The organism is Kribbella sp. HUAS MG21 (genome assembly GCF_040254265.1).
Taxonomy (GTDB): domain Bacteria; phylum Actinomycetota; class Actinomycetes; order Propionibacteriales; family Kribbellaceae; genus Kribbella.
In genome coordinates, this window is the sequence record NZ_CP158165.1 from 4103689 (window position 1) to 4123358 (window position 19670).

A 19670-nucleotide genomic window follows, 5' to 3' on the forward strand; every position below is an offset into this window, starting at 1 on the left:
TCACGCGGTTATAGCATTCTTGCTATGCCCTGGGGTACCGTTGAACTCGAAGCCGAGGTGCGCAGCTGGCTCGAAGCTCTGCCCACCGATCTGTTCGCGCGCGTTGCCTTCTACGTGGACCTTTTGTCTGAGCGAGGTCCCTTGTCGGGCGAGCCGTACACCAAGCAGATCGATGGCAAGCTCCGCGAGCTGCGCTTCTGGCTCGATCAGCATGCGATGCGGATCACCTACTGGATCGCCACCGATCGGCGGATCGTGCTTCTGACGGTGTTCAGGAAGAGTCGGATGCGGGAGGTTCGGGAGATCGACCGGGCCGTGCGGGCCTATCGCAGGTGTGTGCGGGAAGCCCACGTGGTCTCCGGGACAGAGGAGGACTGAGGTGACTGACCGGACTGGCTGGGATGACCTGAGGGAAACCCGGATGGCGGAGCCCGGCGCGATGGATGCGTACGACGCAACCCGTCGCGCCTTCGAACTCGGCGCAACCGTGCGAACAATGCGTGAGCAGCGTGGCTGGACGCAGACCAGGCTGGCCGAAGCGGCCGGCATGACGCAGTCGGCCCTGGCCCGCTTCGAAGCCGGCGGAACCGTGCCCACGCTGGCGCTGCTGGAGCGCATCGCCCACGCATTTCATGCCCAACTGGTCGTTCGCTTCGACGAGACGACTCCTGCGGCCTAGTTGCTGTGGGATATCTGCCGGTTCTCGGTCAGGAGTTCGTCGAGCCAGGTGCGGAACGCCTGTAGGTCGTTCACGTGTTGCTGGGTGAGGGTCAGGTTCTTGGCCCAGACGTTCTTCTGGAAGATTTCGAGGCGGCGGAGCGGCTTCGGGCCGATGACGGGACTGATGGAGCCGACGTCGTCCCAGGGCAGGAAGCGGCGGCGGCCGAGGTGGATGCCGCGGTGGTCGACGACCAGGACGGGGCGTTGGGTGACGAGTTGCCACGCGAGACCGACCACAACGCCGGTGTAGAGCGCGATCAGCAGGTAGGCAAGGAAGCGCCACGGGCCGTCGTCGAGCATGTCCGGGATGCTGCTCAGACTGAGGAGCCCCATCGTCGGCACCAGCAGGAATGGCGCCTGCAGGAACGACCAGCGGCGGAGGGGGAATTCGACGCGGTGGTTTCGGTGCCACTCGACGATCCAGGCCTCGGGTAGGCGTTCGCCCATCACCGTCATGTTCCCCCCACGCGGTTGTTCGGTCAGGTCAGGGTAGTGCCTCACACTGACCTCATGCGGCGTGTGCGGGCGGGGCTCGGGTGGGTGTTCGTCCGCGGGCCCGCCGCCGCCTACGCGCTCGCCGACTGGCGGCGGCGCGGACAGCCGCTCGTACCCGGCAGCCTCGTCGGGTTCTTCCTGTTGATCGCTGTTCTGTTCGGCGCCCTGGGGCTGCACGCGCGGAGCGTGGCCCGGCCGATGGGTCAACCGACCGCTACCACGAACGGCACGGTGGTCGCGGTCCACGAGCCCGGCTGGTCCGAGAAGGGCTCCGGCTCCGTGGACATCCGCTACACGGTGGCCGGTGTGGACCACACGTTCGAGAGCGACCGGGATCCCGGCGAGCACTTCCTGCGGCTCGGCGACGTCGTACCGGTCGAGTACGTCGTTGCCGAGCCGACGAGGGCCCGCAGTACCTGGGTCGTCGAATCCGCGCGCGAGGACGGCGTGTACTGGCCCTGGCTCGCCGGGATCTGCGCCGTCCTCGGACTGCTCAGCGGTCTCGGGTACGTCGTCGGGCGGTCGCGGTCCAGCGCCCGCCGTGGCGGTTGATCTCGATCGGATGGTCGAACGTCTGCGTGATCAGCTCCGTCGTCAGTACGTCGTCGACGGACCCGGCCGCCAGGACCCGCCCGTCGCGGAGCAGCGCCGCGTGGGTCGTGCAGGTCGGCAGCTCCTCGAGGTGATGCGTGACGAGGACCCACGCGAGCTGCGGGTGCCTGAGGTGGATCTCGTCAAGCGTCTCGAGAAGTTGTTCGCGCGCCGCGACGTCCAACCCTGTCGACGGCTCGTCCAGGAGCAGCAGCCGAGGATCCGAGATCAACGCCCGAGCGATCAGCGCCCGCCCCCGTTCGCCCTGCGACAGCGTCGTCCACGGCGCACCGGCCAGCGCGCTGATCCCGAGCAGCTCGATCAGCTCCAGAGCGCGGCCCTCCTGAGCAGCCGTCGGTTCCCACCGCGGCATCCGCTCGATCGTGCCCGTGAGCCCGGTCAGTACGACGTCCCGGATGCTCAGCGGCGACCGCAACGGATGCCGCGGATTCACGTGCCCGATGGACTCGCGCAGCGTGCGGATGTCGACCGTGCCGAGCCGCTGCCCGAGGATCTCGACCGTGCCGCGGGTCGGATGCGTGACCGCGCCGCACAACCCGAGCAGCGTGCTCTTGCCCGCCCCGTTCGGCCCGAGCAGCGCCCACCGCTCGCCCTCGGCCGCGGTCAGCGACACCCCGGACAGCAGCAGCTTGCCGTCCCGGACGAAGTCGACGTCCTTCAGTTCGAGCACCCGTAGACCTCCTCGTACAACGCCTTCAGCTCCGCCGCGGTCGCTTCCCGCCCGGTCGCGTCCGTGTGCCGCTGGACGTGCGCCGCGAACGCGCGTTCCTCGGACGGCGGCAGCGTCACGCCGTACACGGACTCCAGCACGTGCGCGATCCCGCCCTTCCCCGACTGGCTGTTGACCCGGACCACCGCCTCGTACCCGCGCCCGACGTCGGCCGGGTCGATCGGCAGGTACGGTACCTGCCAGAACCCGTCGTCCTGCACCGCGAACCCCTTCCGGATCGCGTCCTGGTGCGTGCCGGAGAAGGCGGTGTAGACGAGCTCCCCGACGTACGGGTGCCGCGGATGGATCGGCATCCGGGTGCAGTACTCCACCACCGAACGGATCCCGTCGATGTCGGAGAAGTCGATCATCGGGTCGACGCCCTGCGCGTGCAGGTTGAGCGCGAGCGTGGCGATGTCGACGTTGCCGGTGCGTTCGCCGTTGCCGAAGACGCAGCCCTCGACGCGTTGCGCCCCGGCGAGTACGGCGAGCTCGGCGCAGGCGATGCCGGTACCGCGGTCGTTGTGCGGGTGCACCGACAGGATGACGCCGTCGCGGCGCGGCAGGTTCTGGTGCATGTACTCGATCTGGTCGGCGTACACGTTCGGCGTCGCCACCTCGACGGTCGCCGGCAGGTTGAGCGTGACGGGGCGCTCGGGCGTCGCGTCCCACTGCTTGGTGAGGTGGTCGGCGAGCTCGAGTACGTAGTCCGGCTCGGTCAGGTTGTACACCTCGGGCGAGAACTGGAACCGCACCGAGTCTCCGGCGAGCCGCAGGATCTCCTCCGATCCGGCGTAGATCATCGACGCCAGCTCGTCCCGGCTACGACGCAGTACGACGTCCCGCCACACCGGCGCGGTGGCGGCGTACATGTGGATGACGACGTCACCGCGCATCCCGGCGACGGACTCGACGGTCCGGGCGATCAGGTCGGCGCGCGCCGGCGTGAAGACCACGATCGTGACGTCCGGCGGGACCAGGTCGGACTCGGCCAGCAGCCGGACGAAGTCGAAGTCGGTCTGGGACGCGGACGGGTAGCCGACCTCGATCTCCTTGTAGCCCATGGCAACCATCAGCTCGAAGAACCGGCGCTTGCGCTCGGGGTCCATCGGTTCGGCGAGTGCCTGGTTGCCGTCGCGGAGGTCGACCGGCACCCAGAGCGGCGCGCTGGTGATCCGGTTGTCCGGCCAGGTGCGGTCGACCGGTGCGACCGGGACCTTCGCGAACACGTCGCGGTAGCGGTGGCTGGGCATGGGGGAGGGCTGCTGACGATTCACGGACGGGTCCTTCCGGGAGATGGTGGCGAGGACCGGCGGACGACTGCACTCCACGATGGGAGCGCCGGTCGGTCAGCTCCCGCCGTGGCGGCGAAGGAGGAGGAGACCCGGAAGCGAGCGCATGCCGAGCACGCTATCAACTCCTCAGACAAGCTGACAACCTGAGTACCTGCGGTCCAGCCCTAGAATGTCCCGCATGATTCGCCGTCACCCGCTCGCCGAGCAGGCCGCCGAGGAGCTGCTCCGCCGGATCGGCAGCGGCGAGTGGACGCTCGGTTCGAAGCTCCCGGGCGAGACCACGCTGGCCGCGCAGCTCGGCGTCGGCCGGTCGACGATCCGCGAGGCGGTGCGCGAGCTCGCCGGCCGCCGGGTGCTGGAGAGCCGGCAGGGCGCGGGTGTGTTCGTGATCGCGTTGCAGGCCGCGGAGGACTGGGACAAGGTCCTGCGGAAGGCGGACATCACCGACGTCCTCGAGGGGCGGCTGGCGATCGAGACCGAGGGCGCGCGGCTGGCGGCGTCCCGTCGTACGCCGGCGGACCTCAAGAACTTCCGCTACACGCTGGCGGACCGCAAGCGCGCGGCGGAGAAGGCGCCCGACGACTGGTACATCGAGGCCGACCTCGCGTTCCACCGCGCGGTCGTGACGGCGGCGCACAACGCCGTACTGACCGAGCTGTTCGACACGTTCGTACCGCGGATCCGGCGGGCGATGGTCGACATGCTTAAGCTGGACGACGAGCACCGGTACCGCAACGACCAGGCCGCGCACGAGGCGATCGCGGACGCGATCCGGGCGAAGGACGCCGAGCTGGCCGCCACCCGCGCCCGCGAACACTTGAGCGCGATGCGCAGCTCGGTCAGCTAGTCGCGGTACCGCTCATGCAGTGAGCGCAGCCACGGTGCGAGGGCGTCGAGGTCCTCGACGTGGTCCTGCGGGATCGAGATCGGCCGGGTGCGCCGGTCCGCGGGGTTGACCTGGACGGCGCGCGCCAGCGGCCAGCCCGACGGCTCGCCGATGCTGGTGATCCCGGACCAGCGCAGGCTGCGGCCGCGAGTGATGCCCTGCGCGTCCACGGTGATGACCGGGCTGCTCGTGATCAGCTGCCACGCGGTGAGCCCGGTGCCGTAGACGAAGGCGGCGAGCGCGGTCAGCCGCAGTACGCCGAGTGTGCCGGAGATGCCGTCCGCGCGCAGATGATCGAAGTTCGTCCAGGCGGACAGCACCATCAGCAGGCCGAACCCGGCCAGCCGCACCACCAGCCGGCCGCGGCGCGGGCGGAAGTCCACGCTGCCCTTGGACTCCAGCTCGGCGGTCCACGCTTCGGAGGACACCCCTACGAACCCCACTTCGCCGCGTGCTCGGCCGCGGTCGGCGGGTCGGCGCCGTGCCGGGTACAGGTGATCGCCGCCGCCTTCACCGCGTAGTCCACGATGTCGTGCAGCTGGTCGGAGGTCAGCCCGGCGAGCCGTTGCTCACCGAGCAGCCCGCGCTGCTCCAGGCCGGCGATCAGCGCCGACATGAACGAGTCGCCCGCGCCGACGGTGTCGACGACCTCGATCGCCGGCGCGGTCACGTCGACCTGCGCGTCCCGGCTGACCCCGAGCGCACCGTTGCCGCCGCGGGTGATCACCACGCACTGCGTCCGCTCGACGGTCAGCAGCTCCTCGGCGATCTGCACCGGCGACAGGCCGGGACGGAGGAACTCGCAGTCCTCGTCGCTCAGCTTCACCAGATCACTCAACGCCGCCAGCTTCCGTACGGCGGCCCACGTCGAGACCGGGTCGGGCGTGATGCTGGGCCGCGCGTTCGGGTCCAGGGTCACGGTGACGGGCTGGTCGGCGACCGACTCCAGGAACCCGAGGATCGCCGCCGCGCCCGGCTCGAGCACGGTCGCGATCGACCCGGTGTGGATCGCGGGGCAGCCGCGCGACAGCGACAGCGCTGGCGGCTCCCAGCTGATGTCGAACTGGTACGTCGCCACGCCCGCCGCGTCCAGCGTCGCGGTCGCCGTACTGGTCCGGAAGTTCGGGTCGACGGAGCCGGGCGCGAGCTGCACCCCGTTCCCGAACAGGTGCGCGCCGAGCTGGTCGCCGTACGGGTCGGTACCGAAGCGGGTGACCAGTTCGGTGGGTACGCCGAGGCGCGCCAGGCCGACCGCGACGTTCGCGGGCGAGCCGCCCGGTGTCGCGGTGCTCTTGCCGTTGCCGTTGCGCGGTTTCGCCGTACCGACGATGTCCACGAGTGCCTCGCCGATAACAAGAACAGGAACGGTCACGGGGCCTCCCGGCCTGGACTGAGGAGCGGAGCGACGAGGGAAGGCCGGGAGTCACAGCCCCGTGACCACGCCGGTGCCGAAGGCCCGGCCAAAAGCACTGTCACCGGGCGTGCTCGAAGTCGATGGTGGAGTAGGCGCGGAGCTTCTCCAGCTGGTGGACGCTCTCGATCGAGCGGATGGTGCCGCTGCGCGAGCGCATCACCAGTGAGTGGGTGCGCGCGGTCGAGCGGCCGTAGCGGACGCCGCGGAGCAGTTCGCCGTCGGTGATGCCGGTCGCGACGAAGAAGCAGTCGTCACCGCTGACCAGGTCGTCGGTGTCGAGCACCCGGTCCAGGTCGTGGCCCGCGTCGACGGCCTTCTGCCGCTCCTCGTCGTCGCGCGGCCAGAGCTTGCCCTGGATCTTGCCGCCCAGGCACTTCATCGCGCAGGCTGCGATGATGCCCTCCGGCGTACCGCCGATGCCGAGCAGCATGTCCAGGCCGGTGTCGGGCCGCGCCGCCTCGACCGCGCCGGCCACGTCGCCGTCGGAGATGAACTTGATCCGCGCCCCGGTCGCCCGGATCTGCCGGGCCAGCTCCTCGTGCCGCGGCCGGTCCAGCAGTACGACGGTGACGTCGTCGACCGTCGAGCCCTTCGCCTTCGCGACCCGGCGGATGTTCTCCGCGACCGGGAGCCGGATGTCGACCACCTCGGCCGCCTCCGGGCCGACCACGAGCTTCTCCATGTAGAAGACCGCGGACGGGTCGTACATCGAGTTCCGCGGCGCGACCGCCATCACCGCGATGCCGTTGGCCATGCCCTTCGAGACCAGCGTCGTCCCGTCGACCGGGTCGACCGCGACGTCGCACTCGGGGCCCTCGCCGGAACCCACCCGCTCGCCGTTGTAGAGCATCGGGGCGTTGTCCTTCTCGCCCTCGCCGATCACCACCACGCCGTTCATGCCGACGGTGCCGATCAGCGTCCGCATGGCGTTCACGGCCGCGCCGTCGGCGCCGTTCTTGTCGCCGCGCCCGACCCAGCGGCCCGCCGCCATCGCCGCGGCCTCGGTGACCCGGACCAGTTCCAGGGCGAGGTTCCGGTCGGGCGCGTGCGCCTCGACCTCCAGATGGGCCGGCGGCTGGGTCGGATCGCTCATGCTTCCGCCTCGCTGGCGCTCGGCTCCAGCACGAGCGATAGATCGGCTCTGCTTTTTGTTCGCTCGCTGCGCTCGCTCATGCCAACGGATCGTAGCCAACGCCCATGACCGGTGTTCGGGCGGATTGGGCCTCGCGAGACACTGGGCCCATGAGTTCCACAGGTCAGGACGCTTCCGGGGACAGCGCGCAGGGCAGCGCGCGGGACACGGCGCTGGACAGCGCGCAGGAGCGGGCGCAGGAGAAGGCGCGGGAGCGGGCGCAGGTGCAGGCCGAGGCGCACGAGTACCGGCAGGCGTACCGGCGGGACAAGCGGAAGTCGCAGACCGTCGGGAACATGGTGTTCGCGCTGCTGATCTGCCTGGTCGTGGTCGCGTTCCTGGTCGTCGTGACCTGGCGGCCGAAGGAAGAGAAGATCCGCCCGGTCGAGTACACCGCCCAGCTGCAGGACGCCCGGAAGGCGGCGCCCTGGGTGCGCGGCCCGGAGCCGATGCCGTCCGGCTGGACCGCGACCAGTGTGGAGTTCCGGGCGCCGCAGCAGGAACCGGTCACCTGGCACCTCGGCATCGTCACCAGCGAGAAGAAGTACGTCGGCCTCGAGCAGTCGAATGTGACGACCGGGAAATTCGTGTCCGACAAGCTCGGGAAAACGTCGGACGACGGCACCTCGACGGTCGCCGGGGTGACCTGGCAGCGCAAGGTGCTGCTGGACCGCAAGGACGAGAACGCGTTGATCCTGGTGGGTTCCGGAGTCACCACGATCGTCGCCGGAAATGCCGGATATCCGGCGCTCGAAACGTTCGCTGCGACGCTGCGATAACGTTTTCCGTGAGTCGTGGTGACCAATTTCCGGGCGTTTCCGCCCACTTTCCGGACGGTCGTTGACACCTGCCGCCGGCCCGGGGTTCCATCGAGGCTCGGCTTGCGCACGCTCGGGGACCAGCGGAAAGGGTCGTCGAATGGTCGCGCCGTCCCGGGCGGGGAGTTGATCGCCCATGTTCGTCACCGGTCTGCTGCTGGGTGCTGACAGCGCGCCGCAGCACGGTGCTCCCTGGCAGTTGCGGTCCTACGACGGCGGCACGGTGCTCGGCGCGGCGCTGGACGGGGCCCGGGAGTGCGGGTTCGACCAGTTGGTCGTGACGCTGGGCAGCGCGTCCGAGCAGATCCACGACCGGATCGACCTCGACGGCGTCCGCGTGGTCGAGTCGCCGCACGCCGACACCGGCAGCGCGTCGATCGTCCCGGCACTGGACGCGGTCGACCGGCGCGCGGACGGCATCGTCGTACTGCTCGGCGACCAGCCCGGGGTCACCTCGGCCGCGGTCTGGTCGCTGGTCGCCGAGGTCCGTACCCCGATCGGCGTCTGCCGGTACGACGACGGCGACAGCCACCCGTGCTGGTTCGGCCGTGAGCTGTTCGGCGAGCTCCGCGGCCTGCGCAGCGACGCCGACCTCTGGAACCCGATCCACGAAGGCACCCACCCGGTCACCAAGGTCGATGCCATCGGCAACATCCCGCCCCGGGCCGGCGCGGGGTTGCCGTACCAGGAGGCCGACCGCCGCCGGCCGCTCGCCGGCGGCCCCGTCCTGGTCGACAATCTCCCGCTCGACCCGCACTCCCTTCCCGTCGTACCCCGGCCCCGGCACCGCCGGCGCACGACGACCTGACAACTCCCGCCGGCTTGGGCGTCAGTCCGCGCCGACCAGTCGGAGACCGATGACGCCGGTGACGATCAGGGCGATACACGCCAGCCGGGCGGGCGTGACCGGCTCGTCGAACACGAGGATGCCCAGCGTCACCACGCCCACCGAGCCGACGCCGGTCCAGATCGCGTACGCCGTCCCGACCGGGAGGCGATCGAGTGTCTTCGCGAGCAGGGCGACCGAGATCACGCCGAACACGAGCACGCCGACCGTCGGCCACAGCCGGCTGAAGCCCTCGCTCGGTTTCAGGCTGAGCGCGAACGCGATCTCGAACGCCGCGGCGGCGAGCAGTACGAGCCATGCCATCAGGCCGCCAGCGCTCCTCGCCGGTGCCGGTGCGTCACCGTCGCGACCCGTGCGCCGAGTGCGGCCGCCGTCCGGAGATCCGTCGCCGGCGGCGCCTTCTCCGCGGACAGGTCCGCGTCCGACTGCGCCATCGCGCCCAGCCAACTCCCGAGCCGGTTGAGGTCCTCGATGCTCGCGGTGCTCTCCGCCCAGCCCGGGTAGATGTCCAGGCCGACCCAGATCATCCCGTGCTGCGCCGCGAACACGGCCAGGTCGACGAGGCTGTTCAGCTTGTCGCCGGACATCGCCTTCGAGTTCGTGAACCCGGCCGCGATCTTGTCCCGCCAGGCGAGGTCGGCCGCCCAGATCCGCACGCTCTCCTCGGCGAACTTCTTGAACACCCAGCTCGGGCTCCCCATGTACGTCGGCGCGCCGAACACGATCGCGTCCGCGGCGGTCAGCCGCTCCCACACATCTTCGGTCAGCTCGTCGAGCGGCACCAGGTCGGTCGTGGTTCCCGGCACCGACGCCGCACCCGCCGCGACCGCCTCGGCCTGCTTGGCCGTGTGCCCGTACCCCGAGTGGTACGCGACCGCCACCCGCACCACCCCGTCAGCCGCGGACTTGGTCTTCTCCGTGCTCATGTGCTTCCTCCTGAGTCTTTAGCGGACTACAGTCCGTCTTATGAACGACAGTACCGGACCGCAGTCCGCTTCACAACGGGCGCTGCCGGTCGTGGGTGAACCGCGCCCGGAACGAGCCGACGCCCGGCGCAACCGCCTGCGCGTCCTGGAGGCGGCCGAGCGCCTCTTCACCGAGCACGGCGTGAAGAACGTCTCCCTGGACGCGATCGCCGCCGAGGCGGGCGTCGGCAAAGGCACCGTGTTCCGCCGCTTCGGCGACCGCGCCGGCCTGGCGGTCGCACTGCTCGACGAGCGCGAACAGGAGCTGCAGGCCAGGATCATCAGCGGCCCGCCGCCGCTAGGCCCCGGTGCGCCGCCGGTGGTACGGGTGACGGCCTTCCTGGACGCGTACCTCGACCTGCTCGACCGGCACGTCGAACTCTTCATGGACAGCGAGAACGCGTCCGACGGCGCCCGCTACCGCATCGGCTCGTACCACCTCTGGCATCGGCACCTGTCGATCCTGATCGAAGAAGCCCGGCCGGAGCTCGATGCCGACTACACCGGCCACCTGCTGCTGGCTCCGCTCGCGGCCGACCTCCACCACGCTCTCCGGAGCGGTGGTTTCGCGCTGGACCGACTGAAAACCGGGCTGCGCGCGGCCGCCGAGACCATCCTGCGACCGGCAACCGGTTGACGAGTCAGGATCGGCGAGAACAGGCTGGACGGAAGAGTCTCGCGCTGGAGGTGCGCGATGGACGAGCCGAGCCGTATCTCTCGCCGGAGCCTGTTATGGCTGACCGCCGTGGCCACGACCGCCGCGGCCTGTGGCGACGCCGGGGACGACGCGGGTCCGCCGGAGGCGACCGTACCCGCGCCGAGCCCCACCATGGCCTCGCCGGCGTCGAAGCTGTCCGGGGACCTGAAGATCCTGGTGTGGAGCCATTTCGTGCCGAGCCACGACAAGTGGTTCGACCCGTTCGCGAAGGAGTGGGGCAAGCAGGTCGGCGTGAACGTCACAGTCGACCACATCAACAACACCGAGATCGTGGCCCGGACCGCCGCCGAGATCCAGGCCGGACAGGGTCACGACCTGATCCAGTACATCGCGCCGCTGTCCCAGTTCGAGCCGAGCGTGGTCGACCTCAAGGACGTCGCCGAGGAGGCCGCGAAGCGGCACGGCGAGCAGCTGGAGCTGTGCGTGAAGTCCAGCCTGAACAGCACCACCGGCAAGCACTACGCCTACGCGCCCGCCTGGGCGCCGGATCCCGGCAACTACCGCAAGAGCCTGTGGGAGTCGGTCGGTCTGCCGGACGGACCGGCCACCTGGGACGACCTGCTCAAGGGCGGCGCCGAGATCAAGAAGAACCAGAAGGTTCAGATGGGCCTCGGGATGTCCCAGGAGATCGACTCCAACATGGTCGGCCGGGCGCTGCTGTGGGCGTTCGGGGCGTCGGTGCAGGACGAGAACGAAGCCGTCGTGATCAACTCGCCCGAGACCGTCCAGGCCGTGGAGTTCATGCAGCGGCTGTTCAAGGACACGATGACGAACGAGGTGTTCTCCTGGAACCCGGCGTCCAACAACCAGGGGCTGATCGCCGGCCAGATGTCGTACATCGTCAACTCCATCTCCGCCTGGCGTACCGCGCAGGAGGCCAACCCGGAAGTTGCCGATGACATCTACTTCCTGAAGGCGCTGAACGGGCCGAAGGCCGCCGTCCACGCGCAGCACGTGATGTACAACTGGATCGTCCCGAACCATGCGCGCAACGTCGACGCGGCCAAGGAGTTCCTGCTGCACTACACGGCGAACTCCGCCCAGGTCGCGTACCACTCCAAGCTCTACGACCTGCCGGCGTTCCCCGCGCTGGTGCCGCAGCTGAACAGCTGGCTTGAGAACGACCCGTTCGGCGCGCAGCCGGCGAACAAGCTCGCCGTACTGAAGAACGCCCAGGAGTGGAGCGTCAACGTGAGCCACCCGGGACCGGAGAACGCTGCGATGGGGGAGGTGTTCTCGACCTTCGTGGTCCCGAACATGTACGCCAAGGCCGCCCGGGGCGAGCTGTCCCCGGCGGCCGCGGTCCAGGACGCCGAGCGGCAGATCAAGCCGATCTTCGACAAGTGGCGCAAGCGTGGTCTGGTCGGCGGAGCGTAGGTGAGTTCGCGTGGCGGTGGTCGAGGTCCGTGGACTGCGCAAGGTCTTCGAGGGCGGCCGCGCCCGTCGCGGCGCGCACGGCCGGGTATCCGCGGTGGACGGCGTGGACCTGGCCACCACCGAGGGCGAGTACCTGGTCCTGCTCGGGCCGTCGGGGTGCGGCAAGACCACCCTGTTGCGGACGATCGCGGGCCTCGAGCAACCGACTGACGGCGAGGTGCGGATCGGCGGTCAGGTGGTGAACGAGCTGCCGCCGCGGGCCCGGCGGGTCGCGATGGTGTTCCAGAGCTACGCGTTGTACCCGCACAAGACGGTCCGCGCCAACATCGTCTTCCCGCTCAAGGCGCAGGGCGTCGACAAGGCGGCCCGGGCGGAGAAGACCGAGTGGGCCGCCGAGCTGCTGGGGATCGGGCCGCTGCTCGACCGGCGGCCCCGGCAGCTGTCCGGAGGCGAGCGGCAGCGGGTCGCGCTGGCTCGCGCGCTGGTCCGCGAACCCAGCGCGTTCCTGCTCGACGAGCCGCTGTCCAACCTCGACGCCAAGCTGCGGGCGAGCGCCCGCGACGAACTCAAACGGTTCCAGCGCCGGGTCCGGACCACCACGATCTACGTCACGCACGACCAGGTCGAGGCCATGGGACTGGGCGACCGGATCGCGGTCATGTACGCCGGCCGGATCCGCCAGCTCGGCCCGCCGGTCGAGGTGTACGACGACCCGGCGGACACCTTCGTCGCCACGTTCCTCGGGTCGCCGCCGATGAACCTGGTCCCGCGCGACGGCGTACTCGTCGGCTTCCGGCCCGAGCATCTGCTGCCGCAATCGCTGGTGCACGGCGAGGACCGGCTGGTCGTTCCGTTCCAGGTCGACCGGGTCGAGCACCTGTCGGGCGACAGGCATCTGTACGGCGTCATCCGCGGGCTGGGCGCCGAGACTCGCGTGATCGCGCGCCTGCCCGCCACGGTGACGACACCGGTCGAACCGGGCGAGGACCACGAATTCGCCGTACACGCGGACCGGTTGCGGTTCTTCGACGCCGACAGCGGTGAGCGAACCGACCCGGTGTCGGTGCGGACCGGATCATGACCGATCCGGCGCTGATCCCGCCGCAACGGCACGAGGTGGCCGAGGAGCGGCGTACAGCGTCGCCGCCGGCCGAGCCGCGGGTACGGCGGCGGTTCGCCGACCGGGACGATCTGCTGGCCTGGGTGTTCCTGCTGCCGTCGGTCGCGTACATCGTCGCGCTGGTGGCGATCCCGTTCTTCCTCGCCATCGCGTTCAGTTTCAGCGACGTGACCGCCGGGGATCCGAGCTTCGACTGGGCCGGCCTGCGCAACTACCAGGACATCTTCGACGATCCGGTGTTCTGGCGGTCGCTGCGGAACACGATCGTCTTCACCGTCGTCTCGATGCTGCTGATCGTCGTCCTGGGCAAGGTGCTCGCCAACATCCTGATCGCCGACTTCCGCGGCAAGTGGCTGGTCCGCTTCCTGGTCCTGCTGCCCTGGACCACGCCGGTGGCGCTGTCCACCATCGCCTGGCTCTGGTTGCTGGACTCGGTGTTCTCGCCGATCGACTGGGTCCTGCGAGAGCTGGGTGCCATCGACACCAACATGTACTGGCTGGGCAAGCCCGACCTGGCGATCGGCTCCGTCATCCTCGTCCACGTCTGGCGACTGGTCCCGTTGTCGGCGGTGATCCTGATGGCCGGCCTGGTCGCGATCCCGAAGGACGTCCAGGAAGCGGCCTCGGTGGACGGCGCCGGCTTCTGGCGGCGGATGTTCGAGATCACGATTCCGCTGACGATGCCGGTGATCGCGGTCGCGGCGCTGTTCGGCGCGATCCTGACCTTCACCGACATGGCGGTCGTCTACGTGCTGACCCGCGGCGGCCCGACGAACTCGACGCAGGTGCTGGCGAGCTGGGCGTTCTTCCGCGGCATCGAGGGCGGCGACGTCGGCCAGGGCGCGGCGGTCGCGCTGTTCCTGTTCCCGCTGCTGCTCGCCGCCGCGATCGCGATTCTGCGGGCGGTACGACGGATGGACGTGTCATGAGTGGGATCGACGTACTGCGGCGGCGCGCGCGCCGGCGGCATGTCGCGTCTCGTGTTCTTGTGTATCTGCTGGCGATTCTGGCTGCGCTCGGCGCGGCCGGGCCTTTCGTCTGGGCCGGGATCACCGCCTTCAAGGAGAACCGGGACCTGTATCGGCGCAGCAACAACCCGTTCCTGTTCAACCTGACGCCTACCAGCGAGCATGTCGACTATCTGTTCAGCAGTACGGAGTTTCCGACCTTCGTGTGGAACACGGTGTGGGTCGGACTGCTCGTCACCGCGATCACCCTCGGGCTCGGGCTGCCCGCCGCGTACAGCCTGGCCCGGCTGGACCGCCCGTGGTCAGGGCCGATGGCGATCGCGATCTTCTTCGTCTATCTGGTGCCGCCGACCCTGCTGTTCCTGTCGTTGTCGCGCGTGGTGGTGGCCGCCGGGCTCCAGGACAGTACGTGGTCGCTCGTGCTCGTGTACCCGACGATCACGATCCCGGTGTCGGTGTGGCTGTTGATCGGGTTCCTGCGGTCGATCCCGAAGGACATCGAGGAACAGGCGATGGTCGACGGCTACAGCCGGCTCGGGGCGTTCGTGCGGACCGTCGTACCGCTGATGTTTCCCGGGGTGGTGGCGGTGGTGGTGTTCGCGTTCACGCTCACCGCGAGCGAGTTCATCTACGCGCTGGCGTTCGTCTCGCCGTCGGCGGAGAAGCCGATCAGTACCGGCGTACCGACGGCGCTGGTTCGGGGTGACGTGTTCTTCTGGCAGTCGTTGCAGGCGGCCACGATCCTGATCGCGGTGCCGATCGCGCTGATCTTCAACCTGTTCCTGGAACGCTTCATCGCCGGCTTCACGATGGGCGCTGTGAAAGGCTGAGCCTGATCTCCGGAAGCTCGTTCAGCGAGGAGCGGCCGCGGTCGCCGGTGTCCTCGAAGCTGTACTTCGCGTAGAACCGGCGGGCGCGGGTATTTGCCTCGAGCACCCAGAGGTTGACTGTCGTGCAGCCCGCCGCGCGGAGGTCAGCGCACGCAGCATCGGCCAGCGCCCGCCCGACGCCGACGCCCCAGTGGTCGGGATGCACGAAGAGCGCGTAGAGCTCACCGGTATCCGGCGGAGCCCCCGGATCCCGCTCCGGCCCGACACTGACGTACCCAACAACCCGCTCGACACCCCGACCACGCCGTTCCGGCTGGCGCTCCGGGTGGTGTGGGTCGGTGGGGCGATCACGGCGCTGCGGCTGGTGTGGGTCGGTGGTGAGGGCGATGTACAGGCGTGATCGGCCGGCGGCGATGCTCTCCGTCCAGGAGGACGCGATCGCCGCTGGGTCCATCGCGTCCAGGAAGTCCTGGGGGACCAGGCCGGTGAAGGCGGCTCGCCAGCTGGCGACTCGTGCCTCGGCAGCCCCGAGCAGATCCCCCGGCCGCGCCGGGCGAACTGCCAGTCGCGCCGGGCGAACTGCCGGCCGGTGCGGCGACACCTGGCGAACTGGCTCGTCCGGTTGGGGCTGGCGAATTGGCTCCTCCGGTGGGAGTTGGCCGGAGCGGGTCAGTTGGGCTTCTGTTCCTGGGCGGCCTGGGCTTTGGCCAGGCGTTCGCGGGCGCCGTCCAGCCAGCGCTGGCAGGTGGCGGCCAGTTCTTCGCCGCGCTCCCACAGGGCGAGGGATTCCTCGAGGCTGGTGCCGCCGGCCTCGAGTTTGCGGACCACCTCGACGAGCTCCTCGCGGGCCTGCTCGTACGTCATCTCCGGTCGGTCGCCGCTCACTTGTTCTCCTCGGTCGTCTTGACTTCGACCGCGAAGCGGCCGTCGCTGACCCGCGCCTGCAGCAGGTCGCCCGGCGCAACCTGCGCCACCTCCCGGACCGCGGTCCCGTCCGCCAGCTGGAGCACGGAGTACCCGCGCTCGAGCGTCGCCTTCGGGGACAGCGCCCGGACACTCGCCAGCCGGTGCGTGATGTCGTCGCTCGCGCGGTCGAGCCGGTGGGTGAGCGTACGACGGTTGCGCTCGACAAGCGCCGTGACCTCGTCGGACCGCCGCTGCAGGTCCGCGACCGGAGCCGCCAGCGCCGGCCGCGAACGGATCGCCGCCAGCGCGTGCGATTCGCGGTCGAGCCAGGAGCGGATCGCGCGCGTGCCGCGCTCCCGCAGTACCCGAACGCCGTCCAGCTCCTCGCGCACGTCCGGCACGATCCGCTTCGCCGCGTCGGTCGGGGTCGACGCGCGCAGGTCCGCGACCAGGTCCAGCAGCGGCGAGTCCGGCTCGTGGCCGATCGCGCTCACCACCGGCGTGCTCGTCTTCGACACCGCGCGGATCAGGCCCTCGTCGGAGAACGGCAGCAGGTCCTCGAGCGAGCCGCCGCCGCGGGCGATCACGATCACCTCGACCGACTCGTCGGCGTCCAGCTTCCGCAGCGCGGTCATCACCTCGCCGGCCGCCGACGGGCCCTGGACCGACGCGTACTCGACCCGGAACGCGACGGCCGGCCAGCGGCGCTTCGCGTTCTCCAGGACGTCGCGCTCGGCCGCGGAGTCGCGCCCGCAGATCAGGCCGATCGTGTGCGGCAGGAACGGCAGCTTCTGCTTGCGGTACGACTCGAAGAGGCCCTCGGCCGCGAGCAGCTGTTTCAGCCGCTCGATCCGGGCCAGCAGCTCGCCGATCCCGACGTGCCGGATCTCGCTCACCGCGAGCGCGAGCGTGCCGCGGCGGGCGAAGAAGTTCGGCTTGGCGTGCACCAGGACCCGGGAGCCGTCGCGGACGTCGACCGCCTCGAACACCCGCCGGTTGCAGGTGAACCGCAGCGAGATGTCGGCGTCGGTGTCCCGCAGCGTCCCGAACACGGTCGTCGTACCGCGCCCGATCGAGACGTCCGTCAGCTGCCCCTCGACCCACACGGAACCCAGCTGGTTGATCCAGCTCGCGATCCCGTTCGCGATGGTCCGAACGGCCGCGGGCGCTTCCGGCGACGTCTCCAAAGCCACCCCCAGACCCTACGACCCCCCACCGACAATCCCTAACGTTGAGTAATGCGCCCCTTCTTGCTGTTGGATGTCGACGGCCCCCTCTACCCTTGCGCAGCCCCCGGGGTCCGCCAAAAATCCTTTGCGGGGAAAGGGTTTTCGGGGGATTCTTGACGGGCTGGTAACACCTCCCGCGGAGGAGCCGTCCGGACAGGGCGGACGGCTCCCCGATGTCTTCCCGCCGTGACTCCGCCGTGACTCCGCCGTGGTGCTGCCGTGACGCTGCTCACAGGCGCGGCTGCGGTCGTGCGGGCGGCGGCCCGTACCATGGGGACCGTGACTGCCCAGCCTGACGACATCGGAACGACGACCGCGACGAAGACCAAGCGCGTGCTGCTCGCGGCGCCGCGCGGGTACTGCGCCGGCGTCGACCGGGCCGTGGTGGCGGTCGAGAAGGCGCTCGACCTGTACGGCCCGCCGGTGTACGTCCGCAAGGAGATCGTGCACAACAAGTACGTCGTGCAGACGCTGCAGAAGCGCGGCGCGATCTTCGTCGACGAGACCGACGAGGTGCCCGAAGGCGAGACGGTGATCTTCTCCGCGCACGGCGTCGCCCCGGTGGTGCACGAGGAGGCGGCCGCGCGGCAGCTGAAGACGATCGACGCCACCTGCCCGCTGGTCACCAAGGTGCACCACGAGGCGAAGCGGTTCGCGGCGACCGACTACGACATCCTGCTGATCGGCCACGAGGGCCACGAGGAGGTCATCGGCACCTCCGGCGAGGCCCCCGACCACGTCCACCTCGTCGACGGCCCGGACGACGTACCGAACGTCACCGTCCGCGACCCCGAGAAGGTCGTCTGGCTGTCCCAGACCACGCTGTCCGTCGACGAGACCATGGAGACGGTACGGCGGTTGCGCGAGCGGTTCCCGCACCTGCAGGACCCGCCGAGCGACGACATCTGCTACGCCACCCAGAACCGCCAGGCCGCGGTCAAGAAGCTCGCCCCGGAAGCCGACCTGATGATCGTCGTCGGCTCCCGCAACTCGTCGAACTCGGTGCGCCTGGTCGAGGTCGCGCTCGAGCACGGCGCGAAGGCCGGCCACCTGGTCGACTTCGCCGACGAGATCGACGAGGCCTGGCTGGCGGGCGTCGACTCCGTCGGGGTCAGCAGCGGTGCGAGCGTGCCGGAGGTGCTGGTCCGCGACGTACTGCGCTGGCTGGCCGAGCGCGGGTACGCCGACGTACAGGAGGTCACGACCGCGGAGGAGAGCCTGACGTTCGCTCTCCCGCGCGACCTCCGCACCGACCTGAAGGCGGCCGGCCTGCCCACCACCGGCACCTCCGACCACGCCTGGACTATTTGACCGTCACCTTCGCGGTCTTCGTGGTGGTGAACCCGCCCTTGGTGTTGCAGTAGGACACCTCGTAGCGCAGCGTGTACGTGCCCGGCTTCGCGTAGGTGTGCGTGTCGATCGAGTACGTCTCGCGCCCGGTCTTCCGGGTCTTGCCACCACATCCCGCCGAGCCGCCGTCCGAACCGCCCTGTTCTCCGTCGCCCCAGAAGTAGTTCGTACCGCCGGAGAGGTTCAGGAACGAGGTGTCGGCGGGCAGGTTCTTCCCGTCGACCACGGGCACGATCACGGTGCCCGAGACCGTCACCTTCACCGAGACCGTCCGGCCGGTGACGGTCGGCCTCAGCACGACATCGACCGCGATCGGCCGGGCCGGCGGCTGGACCGGCGGTGGCGTGTTGGTCGTGGTCGTCGTCGTGGTCGCCGGATTCGCGGGGCCCGTGGTCTTCGCGGTCGCCGGTGCGTCGGTCGCCTGGTGCCCCCGCGGGGTGTTGGTCGGCGTTGCTGAGGACGGCGTACCCGTCGGTGGGCCGGTCACGACCGTCACCGGTGCGCTCGGCGTGTTGGTGACCGGCGGGCTGCTGTTCACGTCGGCGAGGTTGCCCGTGGCAACCGCCACCGCTGCGACCGCGGCCGCGGCCAGCGTCAGTGCGCCCGCCGTACGGCGGCGCTTCGCGGTGCGGACCTTGGCGAACACGGCGTCGCTCGGCCGTTCGGCGGGCGGCGGCGGGTCGGCGACGAGCCGCTCGAACTGGTGCTTGAGGTCATCGGTCATGGGTCAGCCCTCCCTGTGGGGCCGGAGCGGAAACGGCGGCGACCAGGTGGTGTTCGCGGAGCTTGGCGAGTCCGCGGGAGACGTTCGACTTCACGGTGCCGACCGAGCAGCCCATGATCTGGGCGATCTCGGCCTCCGGGAGATCCTCGAAGTACCGCAGGACCAGCGTCGCGCGCGTCCGGCGGGGGAGTGTGGCGAGTGCCCGCAGCAACAGGTCGCGGTCGTCGACCGAGCCGTATTGTTCCCGCGCCGCGGGCTCCGGCAACTGTTCGGTCGGCGTCTCGCCGCGCCACTTCCGGCGCCACCACTGCGTGCTGGTGTTCACCATCACGGTCCGCGTGTAACTCTCCAGCGCGCTGCTGCTGCGCAGCGAGTTCCGGTGGAACCACACCTTGGTGAGCGCGGTCTGCACCAGGTCCTCGGCGAGGTGCCATTCACCGGTCAGCAGGTAGCCGAACCGCTGCAGCGCCGTGAACCGGCCGTCCACGAAGGCCGCGAACTCGTGGTCGCGTCCAGGATCCATTCCAGTCCCCCATCTCGTACAACTCGGTCAGA

General features: G+C 69.9%; 25 protein-coding genes. 12 read left to right on the plus strand and 13 right to left on the minus strand.

All coding sequences use genetic code 11. The annotated features are described in order from the left end of the window. The first annotated feature begins 24 nt into the window (after positions 1-24). Together ABN611_RS20240 and ABN611_RS20245 are read left to right on the plus strand one after the other, a co-directional pair. Entirely contained in the window at positions 25-378 is a 354-nt protein-coding gene (locus ABN611_RS20240; protein WP_350281461.1) for a type II toxin-antitoxin system RelE/ParE family toxin, read from the plus strand. 1 nt (position 379) lies between these two features. Then, positions 380-679, plus strand: coding sequence for a helix-turn-helix transcriptional regulator (locus tag ABN611_RS20245; RefSeq protein WP_350281462.1), 300 nt, complete (start codon positions 380-382; stop codon positions 677-679). Here ABN611_RS20245 and ABN611_RS20250 read toward each other — a convergent pair. Then, positions 676-1221: a hypothetical protein gene (locus ABN611_RS20250; protein WP_350281463.1), complete on the minus strand. Its 546-nt coding sequence runs from the start codon at positions 1219-1221 to the stop codon at positions 676-678. The genes ABN611_RS20245 and ABN611_RS20250 overlap by 4 nt on opposite strands. Positions 1222-1230: 9 nt before the next feature. Between ABN611_RS20250 and ABN611_RS20255 the strand changes: the two genes are divergently transcribed. Next, complete coding sequence (locus ABN611_RS20255) at positions 1231-1767, plus strand: DUF3592 domain-containing protein (protein ID WP_350281464.1); 537 nt, start codon at positions 1231-1233, stop codon at positions 1765-1767. Here ABN611_RS20255 and ABN611_RS20260 read toward each other — a convergent pair. Further along, entirely contained in the window at positions 1709-2497 is a 789-nt protein-coding gene (locus ABN611_RS20260; RefSeq protein ID WP_350281465.1) for an ATP-binding cassette domain-containing protein, read from the minus strand. The genes ABN611_RS20255 and ABN611_RS20260 overlap by 59 nt on opposite strands. After that, a complete protein-coding gene (locus ABN611_RS20265; RefSeq protein ID WP_350281466.1) occupies positions 2485-3813 on the minus strand; it encodes a 2-isopropylmalate synthase in 1329 nt (442 codons plus the stop codon). The genes ABN611_RS20260 and ABN611_RS20265 overlap by 13 nt, the downstream gene beginning before the upstream one ends. A gap of 196 nt (positions 3814-4009) precedes the next feature. On the opposite strand from ABN611_RS20265, the gene ABN611_RS20270 reads away from it, so the two are divergent. After that, positions 4010-4678, plus strand: coding sequence for an FCD domain-containing protein (locus ABN611_RS20270; protein WP_350281467.1), 669 nt, complete (start codon positions 4010-4012; stop codon positions 4676-4678). Here the strand turns inward: ABN611_RS20270 and ABN611_RS20275 are convergent. The 3 genes from ABN611_RS20275 to glpX all read right to left on the minus strand — a co-directional run bounded on the left by ABN611_RS20275 (position 4675) and on the right by glpX (position 7224). Beyond that, positions 4675-5145 (minus strand): hypothetical protein, encoded by a 471-nt coding sequence (locus ABN611_RS20275; protein ID WP_350281468.1) that lies wholly within the window; start codon positions 5143-5145, stop codon positions 4675-4677. The two genes, ABN611_RS20270 and ABN611_RS20275, sit on opposite strands and share 4 nt — an antisense overlap. Positions 5146-5147: 2 nt before the next feature. After that, positions 5148-6089 carry a carbohydrate kinase gene (locus ABN611_RS20280; protein WP_350281469.1) on the minus strand — a complete coding sequence of 314 codons (942 nt, stop codon included), beginning with the start codon at positions 6087-6089 and terminating at the stop codon, positions 5148-5150. A 100-nt stretch (positions 6090-6189) separates the two neighbouring features. Continuing rightward, entirely contained in the window at positions 6190-7224 is a 1035-nt protein-coding gene (glpX, locus tag ABN611_RS20285) for a class II fructose-bisphosphatase (protein ID WP_350281470.1), read from the minus strand. Positions 7225-7373: 149 nt separating this feature from the next. Here glpX and ABN611_RS20290 point away from each other — a divergent pair, with 149 nt between their 5' ends. Together ABN611_RS20290 and ABN611_RS20295 are read left to right on the plus strand one after the other, a co-directional pair. Continuing rightward, positions 7374-8042 carry a DUF4245 domain-containing protein gene (locus ABN611_RS20290; protein WP_350281471.1) on the plus strand — a complete coding sequence of 223 codons (669 nt, stop codon included), beginning with the start codon at positions 7374-7376 and terminating at the stop codon, positions 8040-8042. Positions 8043-8217: 175 nt separating this feature from the next. After that, positions 8218-8889, plus strand: a complete 672-nt coding sequence (locus tag ABN611_RS20295) for an NTP transferase domain-containing protein (protein ID WP_350281472.1) — start codon at positions 8218-8220, stop codon at positions 8887-8889. A gap of 21 nt (positions 8890-8910) precedes the next feature. Here the strand turns inward: ABN611_RS20295 and ABN611_RS20300 are convergent, their stop codons facing one another. Both ABN611_RS20300 and ABN611_RS20305 read right to left on the minus strand, forming a co-directional pair. Beyond that, positions 8911-9231, minus strand: coding sequence for a multidrug efflux SMR transporter (locus ABN611_RS20300; RefSeq protein ID WP_350281473.1), 321 nt, complete (start codon positions 9229-9231; stop codon positions 8911-8913). Next, entirely contained in the window at positions 9231-9854 is a 624-nt protein-coding gene (locus ABN611_RS20305; RefSeq protein WP_350281474.1) for a flavodoxin domain-containing protein, read from the minus strand. The genes ABN611_RS20300 and ABN611_RS20305 overlap by 1 nt, the downstream gene beginning before the upstream one ends. Positions 9855-9894: 40 nt before the next feature. Here ABN611_RS20305 and ABN611_RS20310 point away from each other — a divergent pair, with 40 nt between their 5' ends. Genes ABN611_RS20310 through ABN611_RS20330 form a run of 5 tightly spaced genes read left to right on the plus strand, consistent with a single transcriptional unit; the run spans position 9895 to position 14906 of the window. Further along, positions 9895-10530 (plus strand): helix-turn-helix domain-containing protein, encoded by a 636-nt coding sequence (locus tag ABN611_RS20310; RefSeq protein ID WP_350281475.1) that lies wholly within the window; start codon positions 9895-9897, stop codon positions 10528-10530. Positions 10531-10587: 57 nt separating this feature from the next. Then, positions 10588-11988, plus strand: coding sequence for an ABC transporter substrate-binding protein (locus tag ABN611_RS20315; protein WP_350281476.1), 1401 nt, complete (start codon positions 10588-10590; stop codon positions 11986-11988). 10 nt (positions 11989-11998) lie between these two features. Then, positions 11999-13069, plus strand: a complete 1071-nt coding sequence (locus ABN611_RS20320) for an ATP-binding cassette domain-containing protein (RefSeq protein ID WP_350281477.1) — start codon at positions 11999-12001, stop codon at positions 13067-13069. Next, positions 13066-14037 carry a sugar ABC transporter permease gene (locus ABN611_RS20325; protein ID WP_350281478.1) on the plus strand — a complete coding sequence of 324 codons (972 nt, stop codon included), beginning with the start codon at positions 13066-13068 and terminating at the stop codon, positions 14035-14037. Before ABN611_RS20320 ends, ABN611_RS20325 begins: the two co-directional genes overlap by 4 nt. Then, complete coding sequence (locus ABN611_RS20330; protein WP_350281479.1) at positions 14034-14906, plus strand: carbohydrate ABC transporter permease; 873 nt, start codon at positions 14034-14036, stop codon at positions 14904-14906. Before ABN611_RS20325 ends, ABN611_RS20330 begins: the two co-directional genes overlap by 4 nt. On the opposite strand, the gene ABN611_RS20335 is transcribed toward ABN611_RS20330, so the two are convergent. The 3 genes from ABN611_RS20335 to xseA form a co-directional block, all read right to left on the minus strand. Next, positions 14881-15507 (minus strand): GNAT family N-acetyltransferase, encoded by a 627-nt coding sequence (locus tag ABN611_RS20335; RefSeq protein WP_350281480.1) that lies wholly within the window; start codon positions 15505-15507, stop codon positions 14881-14883. The two genes, ABN611_RS20330 and ABN611_RS20335, sit on opposite strands and share 26 nt — an antisense overlap. A gap of 68 nt (positions 15508-15575) precedes the next feature. Continuing rightward, positions 15576-15770: an exodeoxyribonuclease VII small subunit gene (locus ABN611_RS20340; RefSeq protein WP_350281661.1), complete on the minus strand. Its 195-nt coding sequence runs from the start codon at positions 15768-15770 to the stop codon at positions 15576-15578. Between the two features lie 17 nt (positions 15771-15787). After that, positions 15788-17005, minus strand: a complete 1218-nt coding sequence (xseA, locus tag ABN611_RS20345) for an exodeoxyribonuclease VII large subunit (protein WP_350281481.1) — start codon at positions 17003-17005, stop codon at positions 15788-15790. A 306-nt stretch (positions 17006-17311) separates the two neighbouring features. Here xseA and ABN611_RS20350 point away from each other — a divergent pair, with 306 nt between their 5' ends. Beyond that, the gene (locus ABN611_RS20350) at positions 17312-18352 is read left to right on the plus strand and encodes a 4-hydroxy-3-methylbut-2-enyl diphosphate reductase (RefSeq protein WP_350281662.1); all 1041 of its coding nucleotides are present in this window, start codon (positions 17312-17314) and stop codon (positions 18350-18352) included. Here the strand turns inward: ABN611_RS20350 and ABN611_RS20355 are convergent. Together ABN611_RS20355 and ABN611_RS20360 are read right to left on the minus strand one after the other, a co-directional pair. Then, a complete protein-coding gene (locus ABN611_RS20355) occupies positions 18345-19115 on the minus strand; it encodes a hypothetical protein (protein WP_350281482.1) in 771 nt (256 codons plus the stop codon). The genes ABN611_RS20350 and ABN611_RS20355 overlap by 8 nt on opposite strands. After that, entirely contained in the window at positions 19105-19638 is a 534-nt protein-coding gene (locus ABN611_RS20360; protein ID WP_350281483.1) for a SigE family RNA polymerase sigma factor, read from the minus strand. The genes ABN611_RS20355 and ABN611_RS20360 overlap by 11 nt, the downstream gene beginning before the upstream one ends. Positions 19639-19670 lie beyond the last annotated feature (32 nt).